The organism is Cellulomonas sp. ATA003 (genome assembly GCF_031582905.1).
In the GTDB taxonomy this organism is placed as follows: domain Bacteria; phylum Actinomycetota; class Actinomycetes; order Actinomycetales; family Cellulomonadaceae; genus Pengzhenrongella.
In genome coordinates, this window is sequence record NZ_CP133990.1 from 3,701,661 (window position 1) to 3,725,390 (window position 23,730).

19 protein-coding genes, 3 tRNA genes and 3 pseudogenes are annotated in these 23,730 nt (G+C 74.1%); 14 read left to right on the forward strand and 11 right to left on the reverse strand.

Annotated features, from left to right (window positions below; translation table 11 throughout):
* The first annotated feature begins 6 nt into the window (after positions 1-6).
* The 5 genes and pseudogenes from REH70_RS20940 to REH70_RS18310 all read left to right on the forward strand — a co-directional run bounded on the left by REH70_RS20940 (position 7) and on the right by REH70_RS18310 (position 3,144).
* On the forward strand, positions 7-267 hold the full coding sequence (locus REH70_RS20940) for a WhiB family transcriptional regulator (protein ID WP_396134576.1): 261 nt from the start codon (positions 7-9) through the stop codon (positions 265-267).
* On the forward strand, positions 264-1,682 hold the full coding sequence (locus tag REH70_RS18300) for a replication initiator (protein WP_310749543.1): 1,419 nt from the start codon (positions 264-266) through the stop codon (positions 1,680-1,682). Before REH70_RS20940 ends, REH70_RS18300 begins: the two co-directional genes overlap by 4 nt.
* A 138-nt stretch (positions 1,683-1,820) precedes the next feature.
* Positions 1,821-2,012: a helix-turn-helix domain-containing protein gene (locus REH70_RS18305; protein ID WP_310749545.1), complete on the forward strand. Its 192-nt coding sequence runs from the start codon at positions 1,821-1,823 to the stop codon at positions 2,010-2,012.
* A gap of 200 nt (positions 2,013-2,212) precedes the next feature.
* Positions 2,213-2,491 (forward strand): annotated as a pseudogene (locus tag REH70_RS20945) (phage integrase central domain-containing protein); the annotation flags it as partial.
* Positions 2,492-2,634: 143 nt separating this feature from the next.
* Positions 2,635-3,144, forward strand: coding sequence for a site-specific integrase (locus REH70_RS18310; protein WP_310754407.1), 510 nt, complete (start codon positions 2,635-2,637; stop codon positions 3,142-3,144).
* 161 nt (positions 3,145-3,305) lie between these two features.
* Here the strand turns inward: REH70_RS18310 and REH70_RS18315 are convergent.
* Together REH70_RS18315 and REH70_RS18320 are read right to left on the reverse strand one after the other, a co-directional pair.
* Positions 3,306-3,378 (reverse strand) — tRNA-Arg (locus tag REH70_RS18315).
* A gap of 183 nt (positions 3,379-3,561) precedes the next feature.
* Positions 3,562-3,650: transfer RNA gene (locus REH70_RS18320), tRNA-Ser, on the reverse strand.
* A gap of 161 nt (positions 3,651-3,811) precedes the next feature.
* Here REH70_RS18320 and REH70_RS18325 point away from each other — a divergent pair.
* The gene (locus REH70_RS18325) at positions 3,812-4,315 is read left to right on the forward strand and encodes a GNAT family N-acetyltransferase (protein WP_310749547.1); all 504 of its coding nucleotides are present in this window, start codon (positions 3,812-3,814) and stop codon (positions 4,313-4,315) included.
* A 371-nt stretch (positions 4,316-4,686) separates the two neighbouring features.
* Positions 4,687-5,916: pseudogene (locus REH70_RS18330) on the forward strand (DUF4153 domain-containing protein); the annotation flags it as partial.
* A gap of 221 nt (positions 5,917-6,137) precedes the next feature.
* Here the strand turns inward: REH70_RS18330 and REH70_RS18335 are convergent.
* Positions 6,138-6,229: transfer RNA gene (locus REH70_RS18335), tRNA-Ser, on the reverse strand.
* Between the two features lie 279 nt (positions 6,230-6,508).
* Here REH70_RS18335 and REH70_RS18340 point away from each other — a divergent pair.
* The 4 genes and pseudogenes from REH70_RS18340 to REH70_RS18355 all read left to right on the forward strand — a co-directional run bounded on the left by REH70_RS18340 (position 6,509) and on the right by REH70_RS18355 (position 10,117).
* Positions 6,509-7,456, forward strand: a complete 948-nt coding sequence (locus REH70_RS18340; RefSeq protein ID WP_310749550.1) for a PfkB family carbohydrate kinase — start codon at positions 6,509-6,511, stop codon at positions 7,454-7,456.
* A gap of 142 nt (positions 7,457-7,598) precedes the next feature.
* On the forward strand, positions 7,599-8,450 hold the full coding sequence (locus tag REH70_RS18345) for a class II fructose-bisphosphate aldolase (protein WP_310749552.1): 852 nt from the start codon (positions 7,599-7,601) through the stop codon (positions 8,448-8,450).
* Positions 8,451-8,459: 9 nt separating this feature from the next.
* A complete protein-coding gene (locus tag REH70_RS18350) occupies positions 8,460-9,437 on the forward strand; it encodes an NAD(P)H-quinone oxidoreductase (protein WP_310749555.1) in 978 nt (325 codons plus the stop codon).
* Positions 9,438-9,566: 129 nt separating this feature from the next.
* Positions 9,567-10,117 (forward strand): annotated as a pseudogene (locus tag REH70_RS18355) (bacterial proteasome activator family protein).
* Between the two features lies 1 nt (position 10,118).
* Here the strand turns inward: REH70_RS18355 and REH70_RS18360 are convergent.
* The 7 genes from REH70_RS18360 to serS all read right to left on the reverse strand — a co-directional run bounded on the left by REH70_RS18360 (position 10,119) and on the right by serS (position 17,034).
* Positions 10,119-10,550, reverse strand: a complete 432-nt coding sequence (locus tag REH70_RS18360) for an EamA family transporter (protein ID WP_310749558.1) — start codon at positions 10,548-10,550, stop codon at positions 10,119-10,121.
* A complete protein-coding gene (locus REH70_RS18365; protein WP_310749560.1) occupies positions 10,481-11,011 on the reverse strand; it encodes a hypothetical protein in 531 nt (176 codons plus the stop codon). The genes REH70_RS18360 and REH70_RS18365 overlap by 70 nt, the downstream gene beginning before the upstream one ends.
* Before the next feature lie 112 nt (positions 11,012-11,123).
* Positions 11,124-12,080, reverse strand: a complete 957-nt coding sequence (locus tag REH70_RS18370) for a carbohydrate ABC transporter permease (protein WP_310749562.1) — start codon at positions 12,078-12,080, stop codon at positions 11,124-11,126.
* Positions 12,077-13,108 (reverse strand): sugar ABC transporter permease, encoded by a 1,032-nt coding sequence (locus tag REH70_RS18375; RefSeq protein WP_310749566.1) that lies wholly within the window; start codon positions 13,106-13,108, stop codon positions 12,077-12,079. The genes REH70_RS18370 and REH70_RS18375 overlap by 4 nt, the downstream gene beginning before the upstream one ends.
* A gap of 164 nt (positions 13,109-13,272) precedes the next feature.
* The gene (locus tag REH70_RS18380) at positions 13,273-14,688 is read right to left on the reverse strand and encodes an ABC transporter substrate-binding protein (protein WP_310749568.1); all 1,416 of its coding nucleotides are present in this window, start codon (positions 14,686-14,688) and stop codon (positions 13,273-13,275) included.
* Positions 14,689-14,905: 217 nt separating this feature from the next.
* Positions 14,906-15,760 carry an HAD family hydrolase gene (locus REH70_RS18385; RefSeq protein ID WP_310749570.1) on the reverse strand — a complete coding sequence of 285 codons (855 nt, stop codon included), beginning with the start codon at positions 15,758-15,760 and terminating at the stop codon, positions 14,906-14,908.
* The gene (gene serS / locus REH70_RS18390; RefSeq protein WP_310749572.1) at positions 15,757-17,034 is read right to left on the reverse strand and encodes a serine--tRNA ligase; all 1,278 of its coding nucleotides are present in this window, start codon (positions 17,032-17,034) and stop codon (positions 15,757-15,759) included. Before serS ends, REH70_RS18385 begins: the two co-directional genes overlap by 4 nt.
* Positions 17,035-17,086: 52 nt before the next feature.
* Here serS and REH70_RS18395 point away from each other — a divergent pair, with 52 nt between their 5' ends.
* Together REH70_RS18395 and REH70_RS18400 are read left to right on the forward strand one after the other, a co-directional pair.
* A complete protein-coding gene (locus REH70_RS18395) occupies positions 17,087-18,322 on the forward strand; it encodes a diacylglycerol kinase family protein (RefSeq protein ID WP_310749574.1) in 1,236 nt (411 codons plus the stop codon).
* A gap of 174 nt (positions 18,323-18,496) precedes the next feature.
* A complete protein-coding gene (locus REH70_RS18400; RefSeq protein WP_310749576.1) occupies positions 18,497-20,071 on the forward strand; it encodes an alpha/beta hydrolase domain-containing protein in 1,575 nt (524 codons plus the stop codon).
* Positions 20,072-20,102: 31 nt separating this feature from the next.
* Here REH70_RS18400 and pheA read toward each other — a convergent pair whose 3' ends face one another.
* Positions 20,103-21,074, reverse strand: a complete 972-nt coding sequence (gene pheA / locus REH70_RS18405) for a prephenate dehydratase (RefSeq protein WP_310749578.1) — start codon at positions 21,072-21,074, stop codon at positions 20,103-20,105.
* 143 nt (positions 21,075-21,217) lie between these two features.
* Here pheA and REH70_RS18410 point away from each other — a divergent pair, with 143 nt between their 5' ends.
* Positions 21,218-23,704: a hypothetical protein gene (locus REH70_RS18410; RefSeq protein WP_310749580.1), complete on the forward strand. Its 2,487-nt coding sequence runs from the start codon at positions 21,218-21,220 to the stop codon at positions 23,702-23,704.
* Positions 23,705-23,730: the final 26 nt, after the last annotated feature.

Consider the following 23,730-nt stretch of genomic DNA (forward strand, 5'->3'; position numbering starts at 1 on the left):
GATTGGATGCGTCACGGAGCCTGCCTCCCAAGGACCGACCTGCCGTGGACAGCCGACGGTCACCGCACCACGTCGATCGAACGACTGGAGATGGCCGCGGTGTGCGCCGGTTGCCCGGTGCTGGCGCGATGCTCGGACTTCGCCGCCCTCGCCCGCATGACCGGAGGGTTCTGGGCCGGAGCAGCGCGCGATGAGGCCTCGACCACGACACTGACGGCGCGCCTGCAGTTGCCGGGAAGTACGGGCGACGTAGGCGGTGCCGCATGAGCCGATCGCCGCTCGGGATCACGGACGACGTCGTGCGCACGCTGGCCGTCGCGGAGGCGGTCTGCGTCCGGCCCCTCATGCGCCGGGTGACGGACCGCGCCACCGGAGCCGTCACCACGGTCGCCATCGCGTGCGGCTCCACCCGGGATGCCAAGTGCCCCAGCTGCGCCGTGAAGGCTCGAAGGCTGCGCATGACCCAGTGCGCCGAGGGCTGGCACGCCGACGTCGAGCCTGTGCCGATGGACGGCCGACGGCCGACGGACGCGCCTGCCGAACAAGACGAGGAGCTGGGCGACTGTGAAGGTGCTGGACGCCAGACCCGGTCGACGCGGCGTCGCTCCGACGTCCCAGACCTGCCGACCCGCCCGGTCGAGAACCGCACCGTCGGGCAGGTGTTCGCCGCCCCGGACGGCAAGACCTACCGGCCGTCCATGTTCGTGACGGTGACGCTGCCGTCGTACGGCAAGGTCAAGCCCTTCACCGGCGTCCCCGTGAACCGAGCCGCGTACGACTACGACCGGGCTGCGCTGGACGCCCTGCACTTCTCCAAGCTCGTCGACCGGTGGGTGCAGAACCTCCGCCGGTGCGCCGGCTACAAGGTGCAGTACTTCGGTGCCGTCGAGGCGCAGCGCCGGCTCGCCCCGCACTTCCACGTGGCGATCCGCGGCGCGATCCCCCGCGCCACCGTCAGAGCGGTGACGAGGGCCACCTACTTCCAGCTGTGGTGGCCGCCCATGGACCGTCCCGTGTACGTCCACCGGATCCCGATCTGGGACGGCGAGCGGTACCGCGACCCCGACACCGGGTTGGCGCTGCCCACCTGGAAGCAGGCCATCGCAGCCCTCGACGACGATCCGGACGCCAGGCCGGCGCACGTCATGCGCTTGGGGCAGCAGGTGGACATCAAGGGCCTGATCGCCGGCACGCCGGACTCCGACCGCGCGGTGCGCTACCTGACCAAGTACCTCACCAAGGCCGTCGCCGAGACCTACGCCGACGAGGACGGCACCGATCCGGCGTACGAGTCCCACATCGACCGGCTGCACGAGCAGGTGCGCTGGCTGCCGTGCTCGGAGGAGTGCGCGAACTGGCTGCGATTCGGGGTCGAGCCGAGGAACGCCGGCCCTGGGCTGATGCCCGGGTGGTGCCCGTCCAAGGCGCACGACCGTGAGCACCTCGGGGTCGGCGGCCGCCGGGTGCTGGTCTCTCGCAGCTGGTCCGGCAAGACGCTCACGGAGCACAAGGCCGACCGGGCCGCCGTGGTGCGAGCTGCCCTGGAGGCCGCCGGCATCGCTCCCCTGCTGCGGACCGGATGGCGGCGGAGACGCTCGACGAGGACGGGCGACCTCGCTTCATCTGGGCTGACGTGCCGGTCGGCTCCCTCGACTACGCGCGGGTCGTCATGGCCACCGTGATCGAGGCACGGCGTTGGCGCGCTCAGTACGACCGCGCGAAGGCGCTCGCAGGTGGTGCTGACCCTCCTGTGGACAACGGTTCGGCAACCGGCCGGCCGATGTCATCACTGGCTGCTGTCTGACGAGGGAAGGAACACCATGGAGAAGCTCCTGCTGACCGTCGGTGAAGCGGCGGTCGTCCTGGGCGTCGGCAAATCGCGCGTGTACGACCTGATGCGGCTCCGCCAGCTGCGCAGCGTGAAGATCGGACGCTCTCGACGCGTGCCGGTGGACTGCTTGCGCGAGTACGTGGAGCGCATCGCTGCCGAGGATCACGAGGTGGTCCCGTGACGCGGCGTCGGAACGGTGAGGGGTCGATCTACAAGCGGTCCGACGGCCGCTGGACCGGTGCGACCTACGTGCTCAACGCCGACGGGGGACGTCAGCGGCGTCAGGTCTACGGCGCCACGCCCGCCGACGTCGCGGAAAAAATTGCCGAGCTCCGGGTCCGGACGGCCCACGGTCTCCCCTCGGCCGCCAACCGGTCGACGGTGAGGACGTTCGGCGATCTGTGGCTGGCGCAGCTCCCGCAGTCGGGACTGAAGCCGGCGACGGTGAGCAACTACCGGTGGACGCTCGAGCGGTACGTGTACCCGGAGGTCGGCTCGGTCCGCCTGACGGCGTTGACGCCTCAGCACGTGCGCCAGGTGATGACCGCGGTGACGCGTCGTGGCGCCTCGGCGAGGACCGCGCAGCTCACCCGCGCCGTGCTCCGGTCGATGCTGGCTGACGCCGAGCGGGAGCAGGTCGTGCACCGCAACGTGGCCACCCTGGTGCGCGGTCCACGGGTCGAGCGGGTGGAGGTGGTCCCGTGGTCTGCGCAGGAGGCAGCGAAGTTCCTCGCCTCGATGCGTGAGCACCGGCTCTACGCCTTGGTCGCGGTCGGTATCGCTCTCGGGCTACGCAAGGGGAGCTGCTTGCGCTGCGTTGGGACAACGTTGACCTCGAGGGCGGAACGCTGCGAGTGGTGGAGACGGTGCAGCGTCTGGGCAAGGGGGTCGGCCTGGTCACGGGCACCCCCAAGACGGCGCGGTCACGCCGGACCGTCCCGCTGCCGGAGGTCTGCCGGCACGCACTCCTCGACCACCGGGAACTCCAGGACAAAGAGCGGGAGGCCGCTGGCGCCGGCTGGACCGAGCACGGCCTGGTCTTCACCACCCGCACCGGGACCGTGCTCGAGCCTCGCAACGTCAATCGGCTCCTCGACGAGCGCATCGCGGCAGCCGGCCTCCGGCGGATCCGCTTCCACGACATGCGGCACACGTGCGCATCGCTGTTGCTCTCGCAGGGGGTCCCGGTGCGTGTCGTGATGGAGGTCCTCGGCCACTCGCAGATGGCCATCACGACCGACCTCTACGGGCACGTGATGCCGCTCGCGACCCGCGCCGCGGCGGCCGCCATGGACGACGTCCTCGGTGGATAAATGCGCAGGTCAGACGGCTACCCGGGTGTTGGGCTGCTGTCAGGGCTGCTGTCAGTGTCGTCGCAGCCGCCCACGGGATGCCTGCCCGGGCCGGAACCAGAACGGCCCCGGATCCGCGTTTCCGCAGGTCCGGGGCCAGTCGTAGTCGCTGTCTCAACGAGTGCGCCCGAAGGGATTCGAACCCCCAACCTTCTGATCCGTAGTCAGATGCTCTATCCGTTGAGCTACGGGCGCGTGGCCTTGCGGCCGGGTACGAGAGTAGCGTCCCGGCGCCGTGCACCCAAACCGGGGCGGCGCGGCGGACGCGTGTGCTCGGTCACGCGCGCCCGGACCCGTGGCCTCGCCGCCACACCGACCGCCACGCACGGGGCTGAACGCGATCGGCCCCGGTCCACGAGGAACCGGGGCCGATCGATGCGGAGACGGTGGGATTTGAACCCACGGAAGGGTTGCCCCTTCACGACCTTAGCAGGGTCGCGCACTAGACCTGGCTATGCGACGTCTCCAGGCTCGCACAGGCTACCTGCCCGGCCGACCGCCTCGCAAAGCGCATGCGCCGCCGCCCGACCGCCCACCCGGACGGCCGGCCACAGGCCCCGATCGGCCCCCTCACGTTCCCACCGACGACGGTGACGGGTATGTTCGAGCGGCCTGCGAGGAGGACACCGTGCCCTACACCGTCATCACCATTCGCCCGGAGCAGTGGGTCGAGTTCCGCGACATCCGTCTGCGGATGCTGGAGGACGCCCCGATCGCCTTCGGCGAGACGCTCGAGCACGCGCAGGCCACCCCGGAGGCCGGCTGGCTCGCGCGGGTCACCCGCGCGACCCAGCCCGACCGCACCGCGGTCGCCGCGGTCGACGACGACGGCACGTGGGTCGGCACGATGAGCGCCTACCTCTCCGAGTCGGGGGCCGCCACGGTCGCGGCCGTCTGGGTCGACCCCGAGCACCGTGGCGCCGACGCGGGCGTCACCGACCGCCTCATGGAGGCGATCGTCGAGTGGGCCCGCACCACCGCGCGTGCCAGCCGCCTGCGCCTGTCCGTGCACGAGAAGAACGAGCGCGCCGCCGCCTACTTCGCGCGCGCCGGGTTCGCCCCGACGGGCGAGACCCAGCCGTACGAGCTCGAGCCCGGCGGCTCCCTGCGGATCATGCAGCGCGACCTCTGACCCGTCGCTCGTCGAGTCACCCGCACTACCCCACCGGGCGCCCCGCGCGCCGGGCGAGTCGGCCCGCTGACGTCCATCTGCACACGTCGTGCGCAGGTCGTCACAGCCGGCACGTCCCGCGCACAGCATCCGCACCGGATGTCCCGACGTCGTCCCGTCGGCCGCGCACGCAGGCTCCTAGCGTGACCGGCATGACCGACCGCCCCCTCCCCGTCGACACCGTCCCCGACGACGCCCTCTCCGCCGACACCGTCCCCGCCGACGCCCTCCCCGGGAGGGCAGCACCCACCGCGGCGCGCGCGGTGGCCCCGCGTCCGCCCGGGCCGCTGACCGGCGTCCTGACGCGGTTCTGGGCGGGCGCCCGAGCGCCGATGCCGACCACCGCGCTGGTGGGCAGCGCCGTGGCCGGGGTCGCGGGCGGCGTCGTGCTGGTCGGGCACCGGCCGGGGCTGGGAGCGGCCGTCGTCGGGCTGGTCGTGTGGCTCCCCGCCCTGCACGTGCTGGCACGCCGGCGGTCCGCCGGGGACGCGGTCACCGCCGCACTGTCCCTCGCCTTCCTGGTGGTCGTGGCCGTGCGCGACGCCGGCTGGGTCGTCGCCCTGTGCACGGTCGTGGCGGTGTGGGCCGGCGCGGTCGCGGTGACCGGCGCCCGGTCCGCACCGGCCGTCGTCCTCAGTGCGCCGGCGTGGGCGGCCGGTCTGCTGCGCGCGGTCCCGTGGGTCAAGCACGCCGCCGGCGGCCTCGCCGGCTCCCGTCGTGACCACCTGCGCGCCGCCGCCCGCACCGGTGCGGTGACGCTCGGCCTCCTCGTCGTCTTCGGGCTGCTGTTCGCGAGAGCGGACCGGGTCTTCGCGAGCTACCTGCCGAGCCTGACGGCGGACAGGCTGCCGGGTCAGGTCGTCGTCGGTGCCCTGGTCGCCGTCGTCACCGCCGGTCTCGCGCACCTCGCCCTGGCGCCGCCGGCGCTGTCCGACGTCGCCGTGCGCCCCGGACGGCCGGTCCGTCGCGTCGAGTGGCTGGTGCCCGTGCTCGCCCTCGACGCGCTCGTGCTGGCGTTCGTGCTCGTGCAGGTGGGTGCGCTGCTCGGTGGTCACCGGCACGTGCTCGCCACCGCCGGCCTGTCCTACGCCGAGTACGCCCGGGAGGGCTTCGCCCAGCTCGTCGTGGTGACGGCGCTGACCCTCGTCGTCGTGGCCGTGGCCGCCCGCCGTGCCCCGCGCGGGTCGACCCGTGACGCGCTGCTGACGCGGCTCGCTCTCGGCCTGCTGTGCGGGGCGACGCTCGGGGTGGTGGCCTCGGCGCTGCGCCGGATGGACCTCTACGTCGACGCGTTCGGGCTGACCCGTCTGCGCGTGCTCGCCGTGACGCTCGAGCTCCTGCTGGCCGTGGTGCTGGTGCTCGTCCTCGTGGCGGGCGCACGGTGGCCCAGCACCCCCGCGCGATGGCTGCCCCGCGCCGTGGTGCACGCGACGGCGACCGCCGCGCTCGCGCTCGCCGTGGCGAACCCGGACGCGCTGATCGTCCGGCACAACGCCGCGGCGGACCTCGACGGCGGGCTCGACGTCGGCTACCTGCAGGGGCTGTCCGCCGACGGCGTCGCCGCCATGGCCGCCCTCGACGAGCCGCTGCGTTCGTGCCTGCTGCGCGGTGTCGGCGTCGACGCGCCGGCCGGACCGGTCGACTGGAACCTCGGCCGCGCCCGGGCGGCGGACGCGCTCGCCGGTGCCGACCCGACAGGCTGGTCGCCGTGCCGCCCCCGGGCGATCCGACGGGCCGGTAGTCCGTCGGAGCTTCGGTTGGGACCACGTCGGGACCACGTGGGCGGAGGGCGTGGGATTCGAACCCACGAGAACGGGGGTGTCCCGCTCCAACGGTTTTCAAGACCGTCTCTTTCGGCCGCTCAGACAGCCCTCCCGTGCGGGGGACATCATGCCAGCCCCGTGCGGCGCGTCCCACGGGCGCGGGGCGTGGGAGCGGCCGGGAGGATCACCGTCCCGCTTCGCCGGACGCCGCCGGGGGCGTCGGCCAGGATGTGGGCACCGACCCGCGGCCCGGCCGCACCAGCGAAGGACGCGCAGTGACCCTCATGACCGAGCGGGCCCACCGCCGGACCGCGGACCGGCCGTCGGGCCCCGCCCGCCCCGGCGCGGACGCTGCCGGGCCTGGCGCGGTCGGCCCCCGATGATCTCGGCGGTGGCTCTGAGTGCGTCGCTCGACATCACGTACGTGGTCGCCGAGCTGCGGGGGATCCAACGTCCGACCGACGTCCGGCACGTGGGTGGCGGCAAGGCGCTCAACGCGGTCCGCGCGGCCTCCCGCCTCGGCGCTCCCACCCGGGCCGTCGCCGTCCTGGGTGGGGGGACGGGTGAGGCGGTCCGGGCATCCGCCGTGTCCGACGGCGTGGAGGTGGAGATGGTCGACGGCGGCGAGCCCACCCGGGTCTGCGTGTCCGTCCTGTCCCGGGACACCGGTGAACTGACCGAGATCTACGAGCACGCGACGCCGGTCGGCCCGGACGTCCTCGACCGCGTGCTCGACCGTGCGGAGGGCGCCGCGCGAGCCCGTCCGGGCTGGTGGCTCGTCTCCGGCGGGATGCCGGCGTCCCTCGGCGACGACGTGCTGCTCCGGGTCGTCGCCGTGCTCCAGGGCGCCGGCTGCCGCGTCGCCGTGGACAGCCACGGGCCGGCCCTGCGCGCGGCGCTCGCCGGGTCCAGCCCCGACCTCGTCAAGGTCAATCGCGCCGAGGCGGCCGAGCTCGTCGACCACCCGGTCGACACGCCCCTGCCGGACCTGCTGCGCCTGGTGGCGACGCGCACGCGCGGCCTGGTCGTCGTGACCGACGGCGCCGCCGGGGCCATCGCGGCCGGCCCCACCGATGGGACCGAGCACGGACCCGGCGTGCGCGCATGGTTCGACGGACCGGCCGGCCGGTTCCCCGTCGGCAGCGGTGACGCCTTCCTCGGCGGGATGCTCGTCGCGCTCGACGGCGGCGCCGACCTCGCCGGGGCGATGCGGACCGCGACCGCCGTAGCCGTGGCCAACGCGCAGGTCGCGGGGGCCGCGGTGTTCGACCCGACTGCCGTCGGGCCCATGACCGACCTCGTCCGGGTGACCTCGCTGCCCGAGGCGGTGGGGCGGTGACGCGCGGGCGCTTGCCCCCGGCGCCCGTGGCCACCCAGGATCCGGGCATGGTCGCGCCCGTCCCCACCCTCGATCCACCGCCACAGCCGCAGCCGCAGCCGCAGCACGCACCGCTGCGGACCCTCCTCCCGGTGGACCGGACGTGACGCTCGCGGCGACCGGCGGGCTCGTCGAGCGAGCGGTGTCCGCCCGCTCCGGCCTGCTGGCGTTCAACGTCATCACGCTGGAGCACGCGGAGGGCATCGTGTCGGGCCTCGAGGCGGCCGGGGTGGCCGGCACGCTCGGGATCAGCGAGAACGCCCTGCTCTTCCACGGCGGGCGCCTGGCTCCGCTCCTCTCGGCGTGCCGGGAGCTCGCGGACGCCGCGCGGGTGCCGGTCTCGATCCACCTGGACCACGTCCAGGACCCCGCCCTGTGCCGGGACGCCATCGCCTCCGCCGAGCGGCTGGGCGTCACGTCCGTCATGGTCGACGCCGCCCACCTCGACGACGACGCCAACGTCGCGCGCACGCGAGAGCTCACCACGCTGGCGCAGGCCGCCGGGCTGTGGGTGGAGGCGGAGCTGGGCGAGGTCGGCGGGAAGGGCGGCGCGCACGCGCCCGGGGTCCGGACCGACCCCGACGAGGCCGCCGACTTCGTCGCCCGCACCGGCGTCGACGCGCTGGCCGTCGCCGTCGGCAGCACCCACGCGATGACGACCACCACCGCGGAGCTCGACCTCGAGCTGGTGGCGCGGCTCGCGGCCGCGGTGCCCGTCCCGCTGGTCCTGCACGGGTCCTCCGGGGTGCCGCCGCAGACGGTCCGCGCAGCGGTCGCCGCCGGCATGCGCAAGGTCAACGTGGGCACCGCGCTCAACGTCGCCTACACGGCCGCCGTGCGCGAGCGCCTCACGGCCGACCCCCGGCTCACCGACCCACGCCGCTACCTGCGCCCCGCGCGGGACGGCGTCGCCGACGCCGTCGCCCGCCTGTGCGCGGAGGTCCTCGCGACCTAGGGTCGTCGGATGCATGCCGTGACCGTCCCGCAGCCCGGCGGGCCCGACGCCCTCGTCGCCACGACCGTCCCCGACCCGGTCCCCGGGCCCGGCCAGGTCCTCCTCGACGTCGCCGCCGCCGGCGTCAACCGCGCCGACCTGCTGCAGCGCACCGGTCACTACCCGTCCCCGCCGGGCGCACCGGAGTGGCCCGGGCTCGAGGTCTCCGGGACGGTCGCCGCGCTGGGCGACGGCGTGGACACCTGGACGGTGGGCGAGCCGGTGTGCGCGCTGCTCGCCGGCGGCGGGTACGCCGAGCGCGTCGTCGTCGACGCCGGCCACGTGCTGCCGGTCCCGGACGGCGTGGACCTCGTCGACGCCGCCGGCCTGCCCGAGGCGGTGTGCACCGCGTGGTCCAACCTGGTCGACGTCGGCCGGCTGCGGGCCGGGGAGCACGTGCTGGTCCACGGCGGCTCGGGCGGCGTCGGCTCGATCGCGATCCAGCTCGCCGCGGCGCTGGGGGCGCGCGTCCTGACCACCGCCGGCGGCCCGGACCGCGCCGCGCGGTGCCGCAGCCTGGGCGCCGCCGTCGCGATCGACCACCGGTCCGACGACGTCGTCGCTGCGGTCCGCGACGCGACCGGCGGGCGGGGGGTCGACGTCGTCCTGGACGTCCTCGGCGCCGGCGCGCTCGCCGCCAACCTCGACTGCCTCGCGACCGGGGGCCGGCTCGTCGTGATCGGGATGCAGCGTGGACGGCGCGCCGAGCTGGACCTCGGGCTGCTCCTGACCAAGCGGGCCACCGTCGTGGGGACCACGCTGCGCTCGCGGCCCGCGGCCGAGAAGACGGCGCTCGTCGCCGCGGTGCGCGAGCACGTCTGGCCGATGCTCGCCCGCGGCGCCGTCCGGCCGGTCGTGCACGCCCGCGTCCCGCTCGCCGAGGCGGGCCGGGCGCACGCGATGCTCGACAGCGGTGACGTGTTCGGCAAGCTCCTGCTGGTCCCGTGACACCGCCGGCGCGCAGGTGCGACACCACGCGCGCCGTGGTGATGATGGACGCATGACCACGCCACCGCCCCCGGCTCCGGCTCCGGCCCCGGGCGCCCCACCGACGACGACGGCGCCCCCGCGCCCCGGATCGTCGTCGTCGGCGCGGACGGGCACCCGGTCGAGCGCCGGCCGACCGACCCTCAGCCGGCGCAGGCGGCGCAGCCCGCCGATCGCGACGACGACGCGGAGACGTCCTCGTCGGTGGACCAGCCGACGAAGGTCATGCGGATCGGCACGATGGTCAAGCAGCTGCTCGACGAGGTCCGCAGCGCCCCGCTGGACGAGGCCGCCCGCGCCCGGCTCGCCGAGATCCACGCCCGCTCGGTGCGCGAGCTCGAGGACGGCCTCTCCCCGACCTCGTCGACGAGCTCCGTCGGATCACGCTGCCGCTCGAGGTCGACGGCCCGCCGTCGGACGCCGAGCTCCGGATCGCGCACGCGCAGCTGGTGGGCTGGCTCGAAGGCCTGTTCCACGGGATCCAGGCCGCGCTCGCCGCGCAGCGGATGGCGTCCCAGGCCCAGATCGCCCAGGCGCGGCACGCCCTGCCGCCCGGCGCCGTCGTCGGGCAGCCCCCGGCGCGGCCGGGCGCTGCCGGTGAGGGGCCCGACGTCCGGCCGACCCCGGGTCAGTACCTGTGACCTAACCCGGGGTCACCGGCTCCGGGGCCCGGGACGCCGGTGCGGACCGGCCCGAGGTCAGCACGATCGCGCCGGAGACCGCCAGCAGCCCGACGACCTCGAGACCGTGCGGCCACTGCCGCAGCCCCACGGCGCCGACGACCGCCGCCGTCGCCGGCAGCAGCGCGAGGAGCACCGCGAACGCGGCCGACCCGATCCGCCGCAGCACGACCTGGTCGATCGCGTACGGCACCGCGGAGGACAGCACGCCGACCCCGACCACCGCGAGCGCGAGCCGCCAGTCGACGAGGACCGGGGCGGCGTCGCGCGCGAGGAACGGCGCGAACACGACCGCCCCGGCGAGCATCGCCAGCGACAGCGAGCTCACCCCGGAGCCGCGGACCGCGATCCGCCGGCCGAGCAGGATGTACCCGGCCCAGCACAGCGCCGACACGCCGATCGCGACCAGCCCGACGACGACGTCGGGCCCCCGCCCGCGTGCACCGTCACGCCGGCGAGCAGGACGACGCCCGCGGCGGCGAGCGCGATGCCGACGCGCTCGCGCCAGCCGCGCCCGGTGACCGCGGCCACCGCGACCGGGCCGATGAACTCGATCGCCACCGCGGTGCCGAGCGGCAGGTGGTCGATCGCGACGTAGAAGGCGACGTTCATCGCCGCCAGGACGGTCCCGAACAGTGCGGCCGCGGCCAGGTCGCGGCGCTCCCAGCGCACCCGCCAGGGCCGGCGCCACGCGAGCAGGACGACCGCGGCGACGACGATCCGCAGCCACGCGACCGTGGGCGCCGCGAGGGTGGCGAACAGCCCGACGGCGATCGCCGCACCGACGTACTGGGTGAGGCCGGACGCGACGAACAGCGCGGGCGCGGGGACGCGGTCGAGGGCACCGGATCGCACGCCGACCCCTCCCGCCATGCGCCCGCGAGCGCCGTCCGGACCCCGGCGCAGACGCGTCCGGGCGCCGAGGTCAGCAGACCTCGACGCCCGGACGGTAGCCCACCCGCGGCGGTCAGCCCTTGACGGAGCCCGCCAGCAGACCGCGGACGAAGTACCGCTGCAGCGCCAGGAACACCACGACCGGGACGACCATCGCGACGAACGCCCCGGACGACAGCAGGTGCCACGTCTCCCCGCGGTCACCGGCCAGCGTCGCGAGCCGCACGGTCAGGGGCGACACCTGCTGCCCCGGCCCGAAGACGAGGGACACGAGCAGGTCGTTCCACACCCACAGGAACTGGAAGATCCCGAAGGCCGCGACGGCCGGGACCAGCAGCGGCATGAGCACGCGGAAGAAGATCTGCACGTGCCCCGCCCCGTCGACCCGGGCCGCCTCGACGAGCGAGGGCGGGATGTCCTTCATGAAGTTGTGCAGCAGGAAGATCGCCAGCGGCAGCGCGAAGATCGAGTGCGAGAGCCACACCGCCCAGAACGTCCCCGCCACCTCCCACCGGTTGTACTGGGTGAGGAGCGGGATCATCGTGATCTGGATCGGGATGATCTGGAGCGCGAACACCGCGACGAACAGGATGTTGCGGCCCTTGAAGTCGATCCACGCGAACGCATAGGCGGCGAGCAGCGCGATGCTGATCGGGATGATCACCGCGGGGATCGTCACGACGACCGAGTTGAGGACGTACTGGGCCAGCGGCTGGTCGCCCTCGAACAGCACCTCGCGGTAGTTGTCCATCGTCACGCTCGGGCTGGTGAAGAAGTTCCACCAGCCGTTCGCCCGGATGTCCTGGACGGGCCGGAACGAGGTGACGAGCAGCCCGAACGTCGGCACCGTCCACAGGATCGCGATGACGATCGCGATCCCGGACGCCCACGGCGAGGACAGGCGCTTGCGCGCCACCTCGGCGCGCTCGCCGACGCCCTTCTTGCGGCGTCCGGGCGGGGACCCGCCGTCGACCTCACCGGGGCCCTTGGTAGTCGCGAACGCCTGCGGCGGTGCCGGGTTCGTGGTCATCGGATCTCCTCGGACAGACGCAGCTGGCGGACGTTGTAGATGACGACCGGGATGACGATGATGAACAGGATCACGGCGAGCGCGGCACCCATCCCGGCGTCCCCCTGGACGAACGACTGGGAGTAGAACTCGTTCGCCACGACCGACGTCCCGAAGTTGCCGCCGGTCATCGTGCGCACGATGTCGAAGACCTTGAGCGTCGTCATCGCGATGGTCGTGATGACGACCACGAGCGCCGGCCGGATGCTCGGGACGGTGATGTACCGGAACATCTGCAGGCCCTTGAGCCCGTCGAGCGTTGCGGCCTCCACGATGTCGTCCGGGATGGCCTTGATCGCCGCGGAGAGGATCGTCATCGCGAACCCGGCCTGGATCCAGATGAGGACGGCGATGAGGAAGACGTTGTTCCACGGCTGGTCGATGAGGAACTGGTACGGCTCCAGGCCCAGCCACACGAGCAGCTGGTTGGCCAGGCCGGTCTGCGCGCGGGACCCGTCACGGAACTCGTACACGAACCGCCAGATGATCGACGCGCCCACCAGGGAGATCGCCATCGGCAGGAAGATGAGCGCCTTCGCCACCTTCTCGAAGCGGGTGCGGTCCACGAGCACCGCGTAGACGAGCCCGAAGAACGTCGCCAGGGTCGGCACGAGGAGCACCCACAGCGCGGTGTTGCGCAGGACGACCTGGAACGACTCCTGCGTGAAGGCCGTGACGTAGTTGTCCAGGCCGACGTACTCGGAGCCGTTGCGGTTGAGGAAGGACTGGTAGGCCGTGCGCAGGGCCGGGTACACGAGCCCGAAGCCGAGGGCGACGACCGCGGGCCCGGCGAACCCGAGCGTCACCACCCAGTTCGGGATGTGCTTGGGCCGGTCGACCGCGAGCAGGATCGCTCCCATGACGACGACGAACAGCAGCACCGCCACGAGCATGAGGGCGAGCTTGTGCCCCGGCGTCTCGGCGTTGAGCAGGAAGTCCTTGACCGGCTCCCAGAAGTAGTTGATCCACAGTCCGATGTTCTCGAGCATCCATGCCTCCGCAGCTGTTGGTCCCACCGCACCGCTGCGGTGGACCCGCCGATCAGGACGGTGTGCCGCGCCCCACGGTGCACCGGCGACGTCCGCGGTGACGAGGTGGGGACGGGCCGACGGCAGGGGCCCGGCGTGGCCGGGCCCCTGCCGTCGTCACTGCGTCAGCTCGACGGCCAGGAGCCCTCGATGAAGGTCAGCACCGAGTCCTCCGTGGTGGACGGGTCGCTGAGGTAGTTCGTCATGCCCGTCCAGAACGACCCGGCACCCACCGGGCCCGGCATGAGGTCGGACGCGTCGAACCGGAAGGTGTACTCGTCGCTCGCGAGGATCTCGCTGGCGAGGCGGTCGATCGGCGACTGCAGGAGCTCGACGTCCAGGCCGCTGTTCGCGGAGACCCAGCCGGCGTTGGACACCTCGGCCTTGTCGTTGGCCCACACGTCGCTCGCGGTGAACGCGTGGAAGGCGTGCACCTCGGGGCGGTCCTCGAAGGACACCACGAACTCGCCACCACCGAGCATCGGCCGCTCGTCCGCGCTCGCGGCGGGCAGGTAGAACGCGAAGACGTCGCCGTCCTCGGCGATCTCGACGTCGGCCTGGGCCTGCTGCCAGTTCACGCCGTAGAAGTTCGCCGCCCGGTGCATCCAGCACTGGCCGTCGAGGATCGGGAAGCCGGCGGCGTCCCACTCGGTGGTGGCGATGCTGGAGACGTCACCGAGCCCGCCGTTGACGTAGTCCGAGTTCCGGATGATCTCGCCGGTGGCCTCGAGCGCCGAGACGATCTGCGGGTCGTTGAACGGGATCTCGTGCGTGTACCACTGGTCGTAGACGTCCGGACCGGCGGTGCGCAGGACGACGTCCTCGAGCCAGTCGGTGGCCGGCCAGCCGGTCGCGTTGCCCGAGGCGATGCCGACGCACCACGGCTTGGTGTCCGGGTGCTCGGCGACGATCTGGTCGGAGAGCGCGATCATCTCGTCCCACGTGGTGGGGATCTCGTAGCCGGCCTCCTCGAACATGCTCGGGGAGTACCAGACGAACGACTTGGCGTTGGCGCCGAGCGGCGAGCCGTACAGCGTGCCGTCGACGGTGCCGTAGTCGCGCCACTCCTCGGTGAAGAACTCGTCGACGTTGGCGGCGACCTCGTCCGAGGCGGGCAGGATCGCGTCCGGGAAGTCGTTGACCAGCCGCTGGAGCAGACCAGGCTGCGGGATGTAGGCGACGTCGGGCGCGCTGCCGGACTGGATGCGCACGGCGATCTGCGCCTCGAACTCGTCGTTGGCCTCGTAGACGATGTCCGAGCCGGTGCAGCGCTCGTACTCCTCGTACGACGCCTCCTGCGCCTCGGCCTCGTCACCGGTGATGGTCGTGTAGACGGTCACCTCGGTGCCGTCCAGGTCGCCCATCTCGATGAACTGCTCGTAGTCCTCGCAGCCCTCGGCGACCTCACCGCCACCGCCTCCACCGCCCGTGCCGCCGCCCTCGTCCTCCGGCGGCGGGGTGCAGGCGGCCAGGACGAACGCCAGGGACATCGTCCCGGCGAGCGCCGTCGCGAGTCCGCGACCTCTCGTGATGCTGCTCATGCGGCTTCCTCCACGTCGACGAGGGCGTCGTTCACCCCGGACCAGCCCGACGACATACACGGAATCGCGCACCGCGCCGGGCACCGATGCCATGCAAGCGTTCCCACACCGACCGAAGCAACCCATATCGGCCACATTGCGATACGTGTCCGGTAACGATGTGGTCACGCTCCCGCACGACCGGCGTGCCGGCCCCGAGCGCCGTCCGGAACCCGGGTCAGGGGACGAGGCGGCGCAGGACGTCCAGCAGACCGTCGTCGTCGATGGTGCCGGTGACCTCGTCCGCGACCGCCCGGACGGGTTCGGGCGCGTGCCCCATGGCGACCCCGAGCGCCGCCCACTCGAGCATCGCGAGGTCGTTGTTGCCGTCCCCGACGGCGACCGTCCGCGACGGCTGGACGTCGAGGTCGCGCCGCACGTGCTCGAGAGCGCTGGCCTTGGTGACGCCGTGCGGCGCGACGTCCATCCACGCGGTCCAGCCGATGGCGTAGGTGACGTCCTCGAGGCCCATGCGGTGCACGAGCCGGTGGAACTCCTCGGTCGTGTGCCCGGGGCTGCGGACGACGAGCCTCGTCACGTGGTGCTCGGAGAGCTCGTCGATGCTCACCACCGCGTGCACCCCGGTGAGCTCCCCGGGCGGGAACGGCGCGCTCATCCGGAAGCCGACGCCGACCTCCTCCACGGCGAACAGGGCATCGGGCATGGCGGCGTGCATGAGCCGCAGGGCCGGGCCGGGGTCGAAGGTGATGAGGTCGGTCACGCGGTAGCCGCCGGCCTCCGCGGGGTCCAGCCGCGCGGTCACCGACCCGTTCGACGCCACCGCCCAGCCCTCGGTGATGCCGAGCTCGTGCGCGACCGGGACGGTGGCGTGCAGCGACCGGCCGGTGGCCAGCACGACGTGCGCCCCGGTGGCGCGCACCGCGGCGACGGCCTCGCGGACGTCGTCGCTGATCCGCTCGTCGTAGGTCATGACGGTGCCGTCGATGTCGAGCGCGACGAGCAGCGGCCCGTGACCGACCAGGCCGGCCCGGTCGAGGCGGTCGTCGGCGGGCCCGGCGCCGGACGCGGTCATCGGGTCACCGGCTCGAGGACCTCGAGGCCGCCGAGGTAGCCGCGCAACCCCTCCGGCACGCGCACCGAGCCGTCGGCCTGCTGGTGGTTCTCGAGGATCGCGACGATCCACCGCGTCGTGCCCAACGTGCCGTTGAGCGTGGCGACCGGCCGGGTCTCGCCGGACGCCGTCCGCTCCCGGGTCCCCAGGCGCCGCGCCTGGAACGTCGTGCAGTTCGACGTCGACGTCAGCTCGAGGTACCGCTCCTGGGACGGGAGCCAGGCCTCGCAGTCGAACTTGCGGGCGGCGCTCGAGCCGAGGTCACCGGCTGCGGTGTCGATGACCCGGTACGGCAGCTCGGCGCGGGTGAGCATCTCCTCCTCCCAGGCGAGCAGGCGCCGGTGCTCGGTCTCCGCGTCCTCTTCCCGGCAGTAGGAGAACATCTCGACCTTGTGGAACTGGTGCACCCGGATGATGCCGCGGGTGTCCTTGCCGTAGGACCCCGCCTCGCGGCGGTAGCACGCCGACCAGCCCGCGTACCGGCGGGGACCGGCCGCGAGGTCGAGGATCTCGCCCGCGTGGTAGCCCGCGAGCGCGACCTCGCTCGTGCCGGTGAGGTACAGGTCGTCCGCCTCCAGGCGGTACACCTCGTCCGCGTGCGCGCCGAGGAACCCGGTGCCCGCCATGACCTCGGGCTTGACCAGCGTCGGGGTGATCATCGGCGTGAAGCCGGCCGCGACGGCCTGGTCGACGGCCGCGTTGAGGATCGCGAGCTCCAGCCGCGCGCCGATGCCGGTGAGGAAGTAGAAGCGCGAGCCGGAGACCTTGGCGCCCCGCTCGGTGTCGATCGCGCCGAGCGCCTCGCCAATCTCGAGGTGGTCGCGGACCGTGACGCCCTCCGCCGCGAAGTCGCGGCGCCGGCCCTCCTCGCGGAGCACGACGAAGTCGTCCTCCCCGCCCACCGGGACGCCGTCGCCGACGACGTTCGGGATGCGCCACAGCGTCTCGTCCAGGGCGGCCGCGGCGGCGTCCGCCTCCGCCCCCCGCGCCTTGACGTCCTGCGCGAGCTGCTTGGTGCGGACCAGCAGCGCGGCCTTCTCCTCGCCCTGCGCGCCGGCCACCTGCTTGCCGAGCGCCTTCTGCTCGGCGCGCAGGCCTTCGAAGTCGGTGAGCGCCGCCCGACGGCGGGAGTCGGCCTCCAGCGCGGCGTCGACGAGGGCGGGGTCGTCACCGCGGGCACGCTGGCTCGCTCGGACGACGTCGGGCTGGTCTCGGAGCTGGCGCAGGTCGATCACCCTGCGAGGGTATCGACCCGGCCCGTCCGGTGATCCACCGTACGGTTGCGCCATGGTGTGGTCGGAGTGGCTCAGCGTCCTCGCCCTGCTCGTGGCGATCGGCGCGCTGCTCGTGTCGACCGTCGCGCTGCGGGTCGCGCAGCGCACCCGTCGCACCCGGCTGCGTCCGCGTCCGGTCCGTGGGGCACGCGCTGCCGTGGCGGTCACCGCGGCCACGGGGGTGGGCGCGTTCGCCCAGCCGATGTCCCCGACGAGCGGCGCGCAGGTCGCCTTCGTGTGCAACCCCACCAAGCCGGGTGCGGTCGAGCTGCGCGACGCGGCGATCCGCGCGTGCGCGTCGCGCTACATGCCCGAGCCGATGTGGTTCGAGACCACCGCCGCGGACCCGGGCGTGGGTCAGGCGCGCGCCGCCGTCGAGCGGGGGGCGATGACCGTCGTCGCCGTCGGCGGGGACGGCACCGTCCGTGCGGTCGCCGAGGCCCTCGCGGGCACGGACGTCGCGATGGGCCTCATCCCGCTGGGCACCGGCAACCTGCTCGCCCGCAACCTCGACCTGCCGTTGACCGACACCGACGAGCTGCTGCGGCTCGCCCTCACCGGACCGCCGCGCGCGATCGACGTCGGCTGGCTGCGGGTCGAGCGGTACGAGGACTCCGTCGCGGACGACATCGCCGAGGCTGCCGACGACGTCCCGGACGCGTCCGGCGGGCGCGTCGGCGCGTCGGCGCCGGACGGGGTGGGCGAGCCGCCGCGCGACCACATCTTCCTCGTGATCGCGGGCCTGGGCTTCGACGCCGCCGTGATGGGTGCCGCCGACGAGGACCTGAAGAAGCGCGTCGGCTGGTTCGCCTACGCCCTGGCCGGCATCCGCCATCTCAACTCGAGCCGGATGCGGCTGACGATCGCCGTCGACGGCGGGGAGCCGACCCCGGTGCGCGTCCGGAGCCTCCTCGTCGGCAACTGCGGGCGCCTGCCCGGCGGGATCACGCTGCTCCCGGACGCCCGCATCGACGACGGCGTGCTCGACCTCGGCGCGATCGACACCCGCGGCGGCATCGCCGGGTGGACCCAGCTCGTCGGGGAGGTCGCCCTGCAGGGCATCGGCGTGCGCACCGAGCTGCCGGGGAAGATGGGCAAGATCGAGCACTCCCGCGCGCGGACCCTGCACGTCGTCGCGGACCACCCCGAGCAGATCCAGGTCGACGGCGACAACATCGGCGAGGCGTTCGAGCTCACCGTGCGGGTGGACCCGCGCGCGCTGCGCGTGCGGACCGCGACGCCGGCCTGACCTGGCTCGCCGCCGGCAGCACCACCCAGCACCCCGGTCACTGCACGTTCGTGCACGCTCCTTGTGCGCCCACCCGACCGCGAGAAGCATGACCGCGGGGGCACGGGCGGCGACGGAGCCGCTCCGACGACCCCGCGTTCCGGATCGCTGACGGGGTCGATCGAGGAGGAGACCGTGAAGAGAGCCGCACGCTCGCTGGGCGCGTTGATGGCATGGACGTTCGCCGTGGCCGGGACCGTGGGGGCCGCGGCACCCGCCGCATCGGCCGCCCCCGGGTCCCACCCGGCGACGGCGGCGGTGGAGGACGCGCGCGTGACGCCGGTGCCGGACGTGTCCGGACCGCTGCCGGCGACCGACGACTCGTACCCGTTCGGCGCCGCCGACCGGCAGCTGGTCCCCCAGGACCTGTCCCGCGAGCACTACGTCGAGGAGGAGTTCGTCGTCAGCGGCACGGCGAACGTCTACACCTGGCCCGAGACCGGGCCCGCCGTCGTGCGCACGCCGGACGCGCCGTACACCACGCGGGTGCTCGTGCGCCGGCCCGCGAACGGCGCCCGGTTCAGCGGGAACGTCGTCGTCGAGATGCTCAACCCGTCGAACCTGTTCGACCTCAACATCGGGTGGGCGGTCGCGCACCGGCAGATGATCGCCAACGGCGACGCGTGGGTCGGGATCACCGCCAAGCCGATCGCCGTCGACGCCCTGCAGACCTTCGACCCCGGGCGCTACGGCGCCCTCTCCTTCGCGAACCCGCTGCCGCTGGACGACCCGCTCAACTGCGCGACGGTCGCGGCCGACAGCTCGCGCCTCACCGAGAACGGCCTGGTGTGGGACATCTACAGCCAGGTCGGCACGTGGCTGCGCAGCGACGACGCGAGCAACCCGCTGCGGTACCGGTCCACCGAGAGCCAGGTCGAGCGGGCGTACGGGTTCGGCTACTCCCAGACCGGCGGGTACCTCGTCAACTACATCAACGCGGTGCACCCGCTCGTCGTCGAGTCCGACGGCGCCCCGGTCTACGACGCGTACCTCGTGGCGGTCGCGGGCGGCGGGTTCGCCGGTGCCTACCCGATGAACCAGTGCGAGCCCGCCCCGCCCGCGGGCGACCCGCGACGGCAGATCCACGACGCCGGCGTCCCCGTCATGCGGATCATGTCCCAGTCGGACTACCTGCCCGGCATCGGGTCACGCCGTCCGGACAGCGACGTGCCCGGCGACCGGTATCGCCACTACGAGATGGCCGGTGCCGGCCACGCCACCCCGGACGAGCTGTACTACTCCGCGCAGCCGGCGGACATCCTCCGGGCGGACCGCAGCGTCCCGCCGATGTCGTGCGACGAGGGGCCGCGCAGCCGGTTCCCGAGCGCGATCTTCTTCGACGCCGCCCTACGCAACCTCGACCTGTGGGTCCGTGAGGGCGTCGCCCCGCCGCGCTCGGAACCGATCGAGGTGGTCGACGGCGCCCCGGTGCTCGACCGGTTCGGCAACGTCCGGGGCGGGCTGCGCTCGCCGTACCTCGACGTGCCCACCAGCACCTGGTACGGCACCGCGACCGGTGCGTCCTTCTGCTTCATCGCCGGGTACGAGCGGCCGTTCGACACCGCGACGCTCACCGAGCTCTACGGCAACGAGGGCGTCTACATCCGCGCGGTGCGGGCGAGCATCAATGAGCTTGTCGACGAGCGGTGGCTCACGAAGGACGACGCGCGGTGGCTGTTCCGCGAGGCGACGCGGGTCGACATCCGCTGATGCGACCGCGCTGTGATCAGACCTGGACGCGTCAGCTCGCGCGTCCCCCGCGCAGGTCCTCGACCCACTGCCGGGCGCCGGCGAAGGCGTCGTCGGTCATGCCGGGCTCGATGCGCGGGGCGACGCCGTCGGCCCGCGGGTAGGAGCCCAGGAAGCGCACGTGCGGGCACACCCGGTGCAGCCCCATGAGGGCCTCCGCGACGCGCTCCTCGGCGACGTGCCCCTCGGCGTCGATCGAGAACGAGTAGCGGCCCATGAGGTCGCCGATGGGCCGCGACTCGATCCGGGACAGGTTCACCCCGCGCGCCGCGAACTGCTCGAGCATCTCCAGCAGCGCACCGGCGTCGTTGCTCGGCAGGTGAACGACGAGCGACGTCTTGTCCGAGCCGGTCGGCGCCGGCACCGGGCCGGGCCGGCCCACGACGACGAACCGGGTCACCGCGCGCTCGTTGTCCGCGACCTGGGTCGCGAGCACCTCGAGCCCGTACAGCTCGGCGGTCAGCGGCGCGACCAGCGCCGCCTCGAAGCCGGGGTCGGCCGCGGCGCCGGACCCGGCCGCCGGGTCGGCGAGCAGCGCACCGGCGGCCGCGGTCGACGTCGCCGGGACGTGCACCACCCCGGGCAGGTGGGTGTTGACCCAGCGCCGGCACTGCGCCCACGCGTGCGGGTGGGTCGACACCCGCCGGACGTCGGCGAGCCGGGTGCCGGGTCGCCCGGCGAGCACGAACGTGATCGGCACGAGGACCTCGCGCAGCAGGACGAGCGCCAGGCCGGTCGCCAGGGTGTCCAGGGTCGCGGTGACGCCGCCCTCGACGGAGTTCTCGATCGGCACGACGGCGTAGTCGGCCCGCACCGCCCGCACTGACTCCAGCGCGGAGACGACGTCGACCTGCGGCAGGTACTGCGCCTCGTCGGGGGACGCGACCTGCCGCAGCGCGGCCTCGGTGAACGTGCCGGCCGGTCCCAGGTAGGCGTAGCGCGGGGGCGGTGCGGTGGCTGGCACGGTGGCGCTCCTGAACGGGTCGCGGGACGCGGGCGCGGCCGGTCGGCCGCAGCGCGGCGCCCTGCCAGGACGATGGGCAGCAGGGCGCTGCGAGCCTAGTGGCCGGTCCGTCGCGGCACCGGGGGCGCCCGTAGGCTGGAGCGGTGCCCCTGCGTCCGAGGTCCGTCCGTGCGCTGTGCGCCGCCGTGATGGCCGCCGCAGCCGTGCTGCTGACCGGTCTGGCGGGTGTGCTCACCGCGCCCGCCGCCGTCGCCGCCCCCGAGCCGGACGAGCGCCGCGTCGTCGTCGTCGGTGCCGCGGGGCTGCGCTGGGACGACGTCGGGGCGCTGACCACCCCGGCGCTGTGGGCGCTGTCGCGCGAGGGCGCGGTCGGCACGGTGTCCGCGCGCAGCGTGCGGTCGTCGGCGTGCCCCGTGGACGGGTGGCTCGCCCTGTCCGCCGGCGCCCGCGCCGCGGACCTGCCCGGCGAGACCTCGAACGAGTGCCGCCGCATGCGGCTGCCGGCCACGGGCGAGCCCGTCCCGGGCTGGGCCGACTACCTGCAGTCCGCCGACGAGGAGGCGTTCAGCGCCCGGCCCGGGATCCTCGGCGACGCCGTCCGGGACGGCGGCGTGACCGCGACCGGGTTCGGCGGGGGCGCCGCGATCGCGCTGGCCGGGCCGGACGGTCTCCCGGTCGGCGAGGTGCGCCCCGTGCCGGTCGACGCCGACGCACTGGCCGACCGCATCGGGGACGCCCTGGCGGCCTCGGAGCTGGTCGTGCTCGACGCCGGCTCGGTGCGCGACCCGGGCCAGGGCCTCGTCGACCGCCCGTCGTCCGGCCTGGACGCCGACGGCGACGGCCTCCCGGACCCGGACGCCGAGCCGGTCCCCGAGCCCGAGCCCGTGGACGACGACAGCCTGACCGCCCCGGACGCCGTCACCGAGCCGACCCGCTCCGAGCAGGTGCGCGTGCTCGACGAGCGCGTCGGCGCGGTGCTCCGCGCGGTCACCCGCGCCGACCACGCCACCACCGTCCTGGTCGCGTCGCTCGCCGACTCCGGGCGGTCCCCGCACCTGCAGCTCGCCGCGGCGCTCGGACCGCCCGCGGTCGCCGGCACCGGTGCGTTCGACGGCGACCTGCTGTCCTCGCGCTCGACCCGCCAGCCGGGGTACGTCATGACGACGGACCTCACCCCGACGGTGCTGACCGCGCTCGGCGTGCGCGACGCCGCCCCGAGCGGCGCGCTCGTCGGATCGCCGGTCACGACCGTCGACGGCCCGCCGCTGGCGAGCCAGCGGGTCGCGGCGATGATCGACGAGGACCGCCACGCGTGGGCGGTCCGGCCCCTGGTCGGGCCGTTCTTCACGCTGCTCATCGTGGTCAACCTCGTGCTCTACGCCCTCGTCACGCTCGGGCTCAACGGCGCCGTGCTGGAGAGCCTGGGCAGCGGGCTCAACCGGGTGCTGCCCGGTCGGTGGGGTCGTGCGGTCGCGTCGGCGCTGCACGGGCGACCCGTCCCCGTGCTCGCCGGGCTGCGGGTCGCCGGGGTCGCGGTGGCGTCGGTCCCGGTCGCGACGTTCCTGGCCAACCTCCTGCCGTGGTGGCGCGCGACCCCGCCGTCGTACGCGCTCGCCGGGCTCGTCGTCGCGTGGGTCGCGGTCGTGACGGCGCTGGCCCTGCTGCCCCGGTGGAAGACGTGGCCGCTCGGACCGCTCGGCGTGGTCGCCGCGGTGACCGCGGTCGTCGTCACCGCCGACGTCGTCACCGGCGGCCGCCTGCAGATCTCCTCGCTCATGGGGGTCCAGCCGCTCGTCGGGGCGCGGTTCTACGGGTTCAACAACCAGGCGTTCGCGCTGTTCGCGGCGAGCAGCGTCCTGCTCGCCGTCGCGCTCGCCAACCCCCTCGTGCAGCGCGGCCGACGCCGCCTCGCGGCCGCCCTGGTCGCCGTCCTCGGCGTGGTCGCCACGGTGCTCGACGGCATGCCCGGCCTCGGCAGCGACTTCGGCGGGCCGCCGGCGCTCGTGCCGGGCTTCGCCGCCCTCGCCCTGCTCGCGGCGGGCGTCCGGATCAGCTGGCTCAAGGCGGTGGGCGTGCTCGCCGGAGCCGCGGTCGTGGTGATCGGCTTCGCGGTGATCGACTGGACGCGTCCGCCCGACGCCCGCACGCACCTGGGCCGCTTCGTCGAGACCGTGCTGGACGGCGGGCTGTGGCCGGTCATCGTGCGCAAGGCCGGGCAGAACCTGGAGATCCTGTTCGGCAACTGGCTGACCCTGCTCGCGATCGGCGGGATCGCGCTCGTCGTCCTCGTCCTGGGCCGCCCGCTGCGGACGGCGGCGTCCGCGCCCGACGGCGGCCCGTTCGGCTGGCTCTCGGCCGGTGCGCCGCTCACCCGGCTCGAGTCCGACGCGCCGATGCTGCGCCCGGGGCTGATCGCGCTCGCCGTGACCCTCGGGATCGGGTTCGCGATCAACGACTCCGGCGTCGTCATCCCGGCAGTCGGCGTCGCGGTCGCCGTCCCCCTGCTGGTCGCGGCGTGCGCGGGCTGGATGCTGTCGGTGCGCCCGGAGCCGGGCACACCGGCGCCGGCCATGCCGCGGGCGCCGTCGGGCACGCCGGCGGGGGCGACGCGCGCGACGACGCCGCGCTGACCGGCTGACCGGCCGGCCGGCGAGGT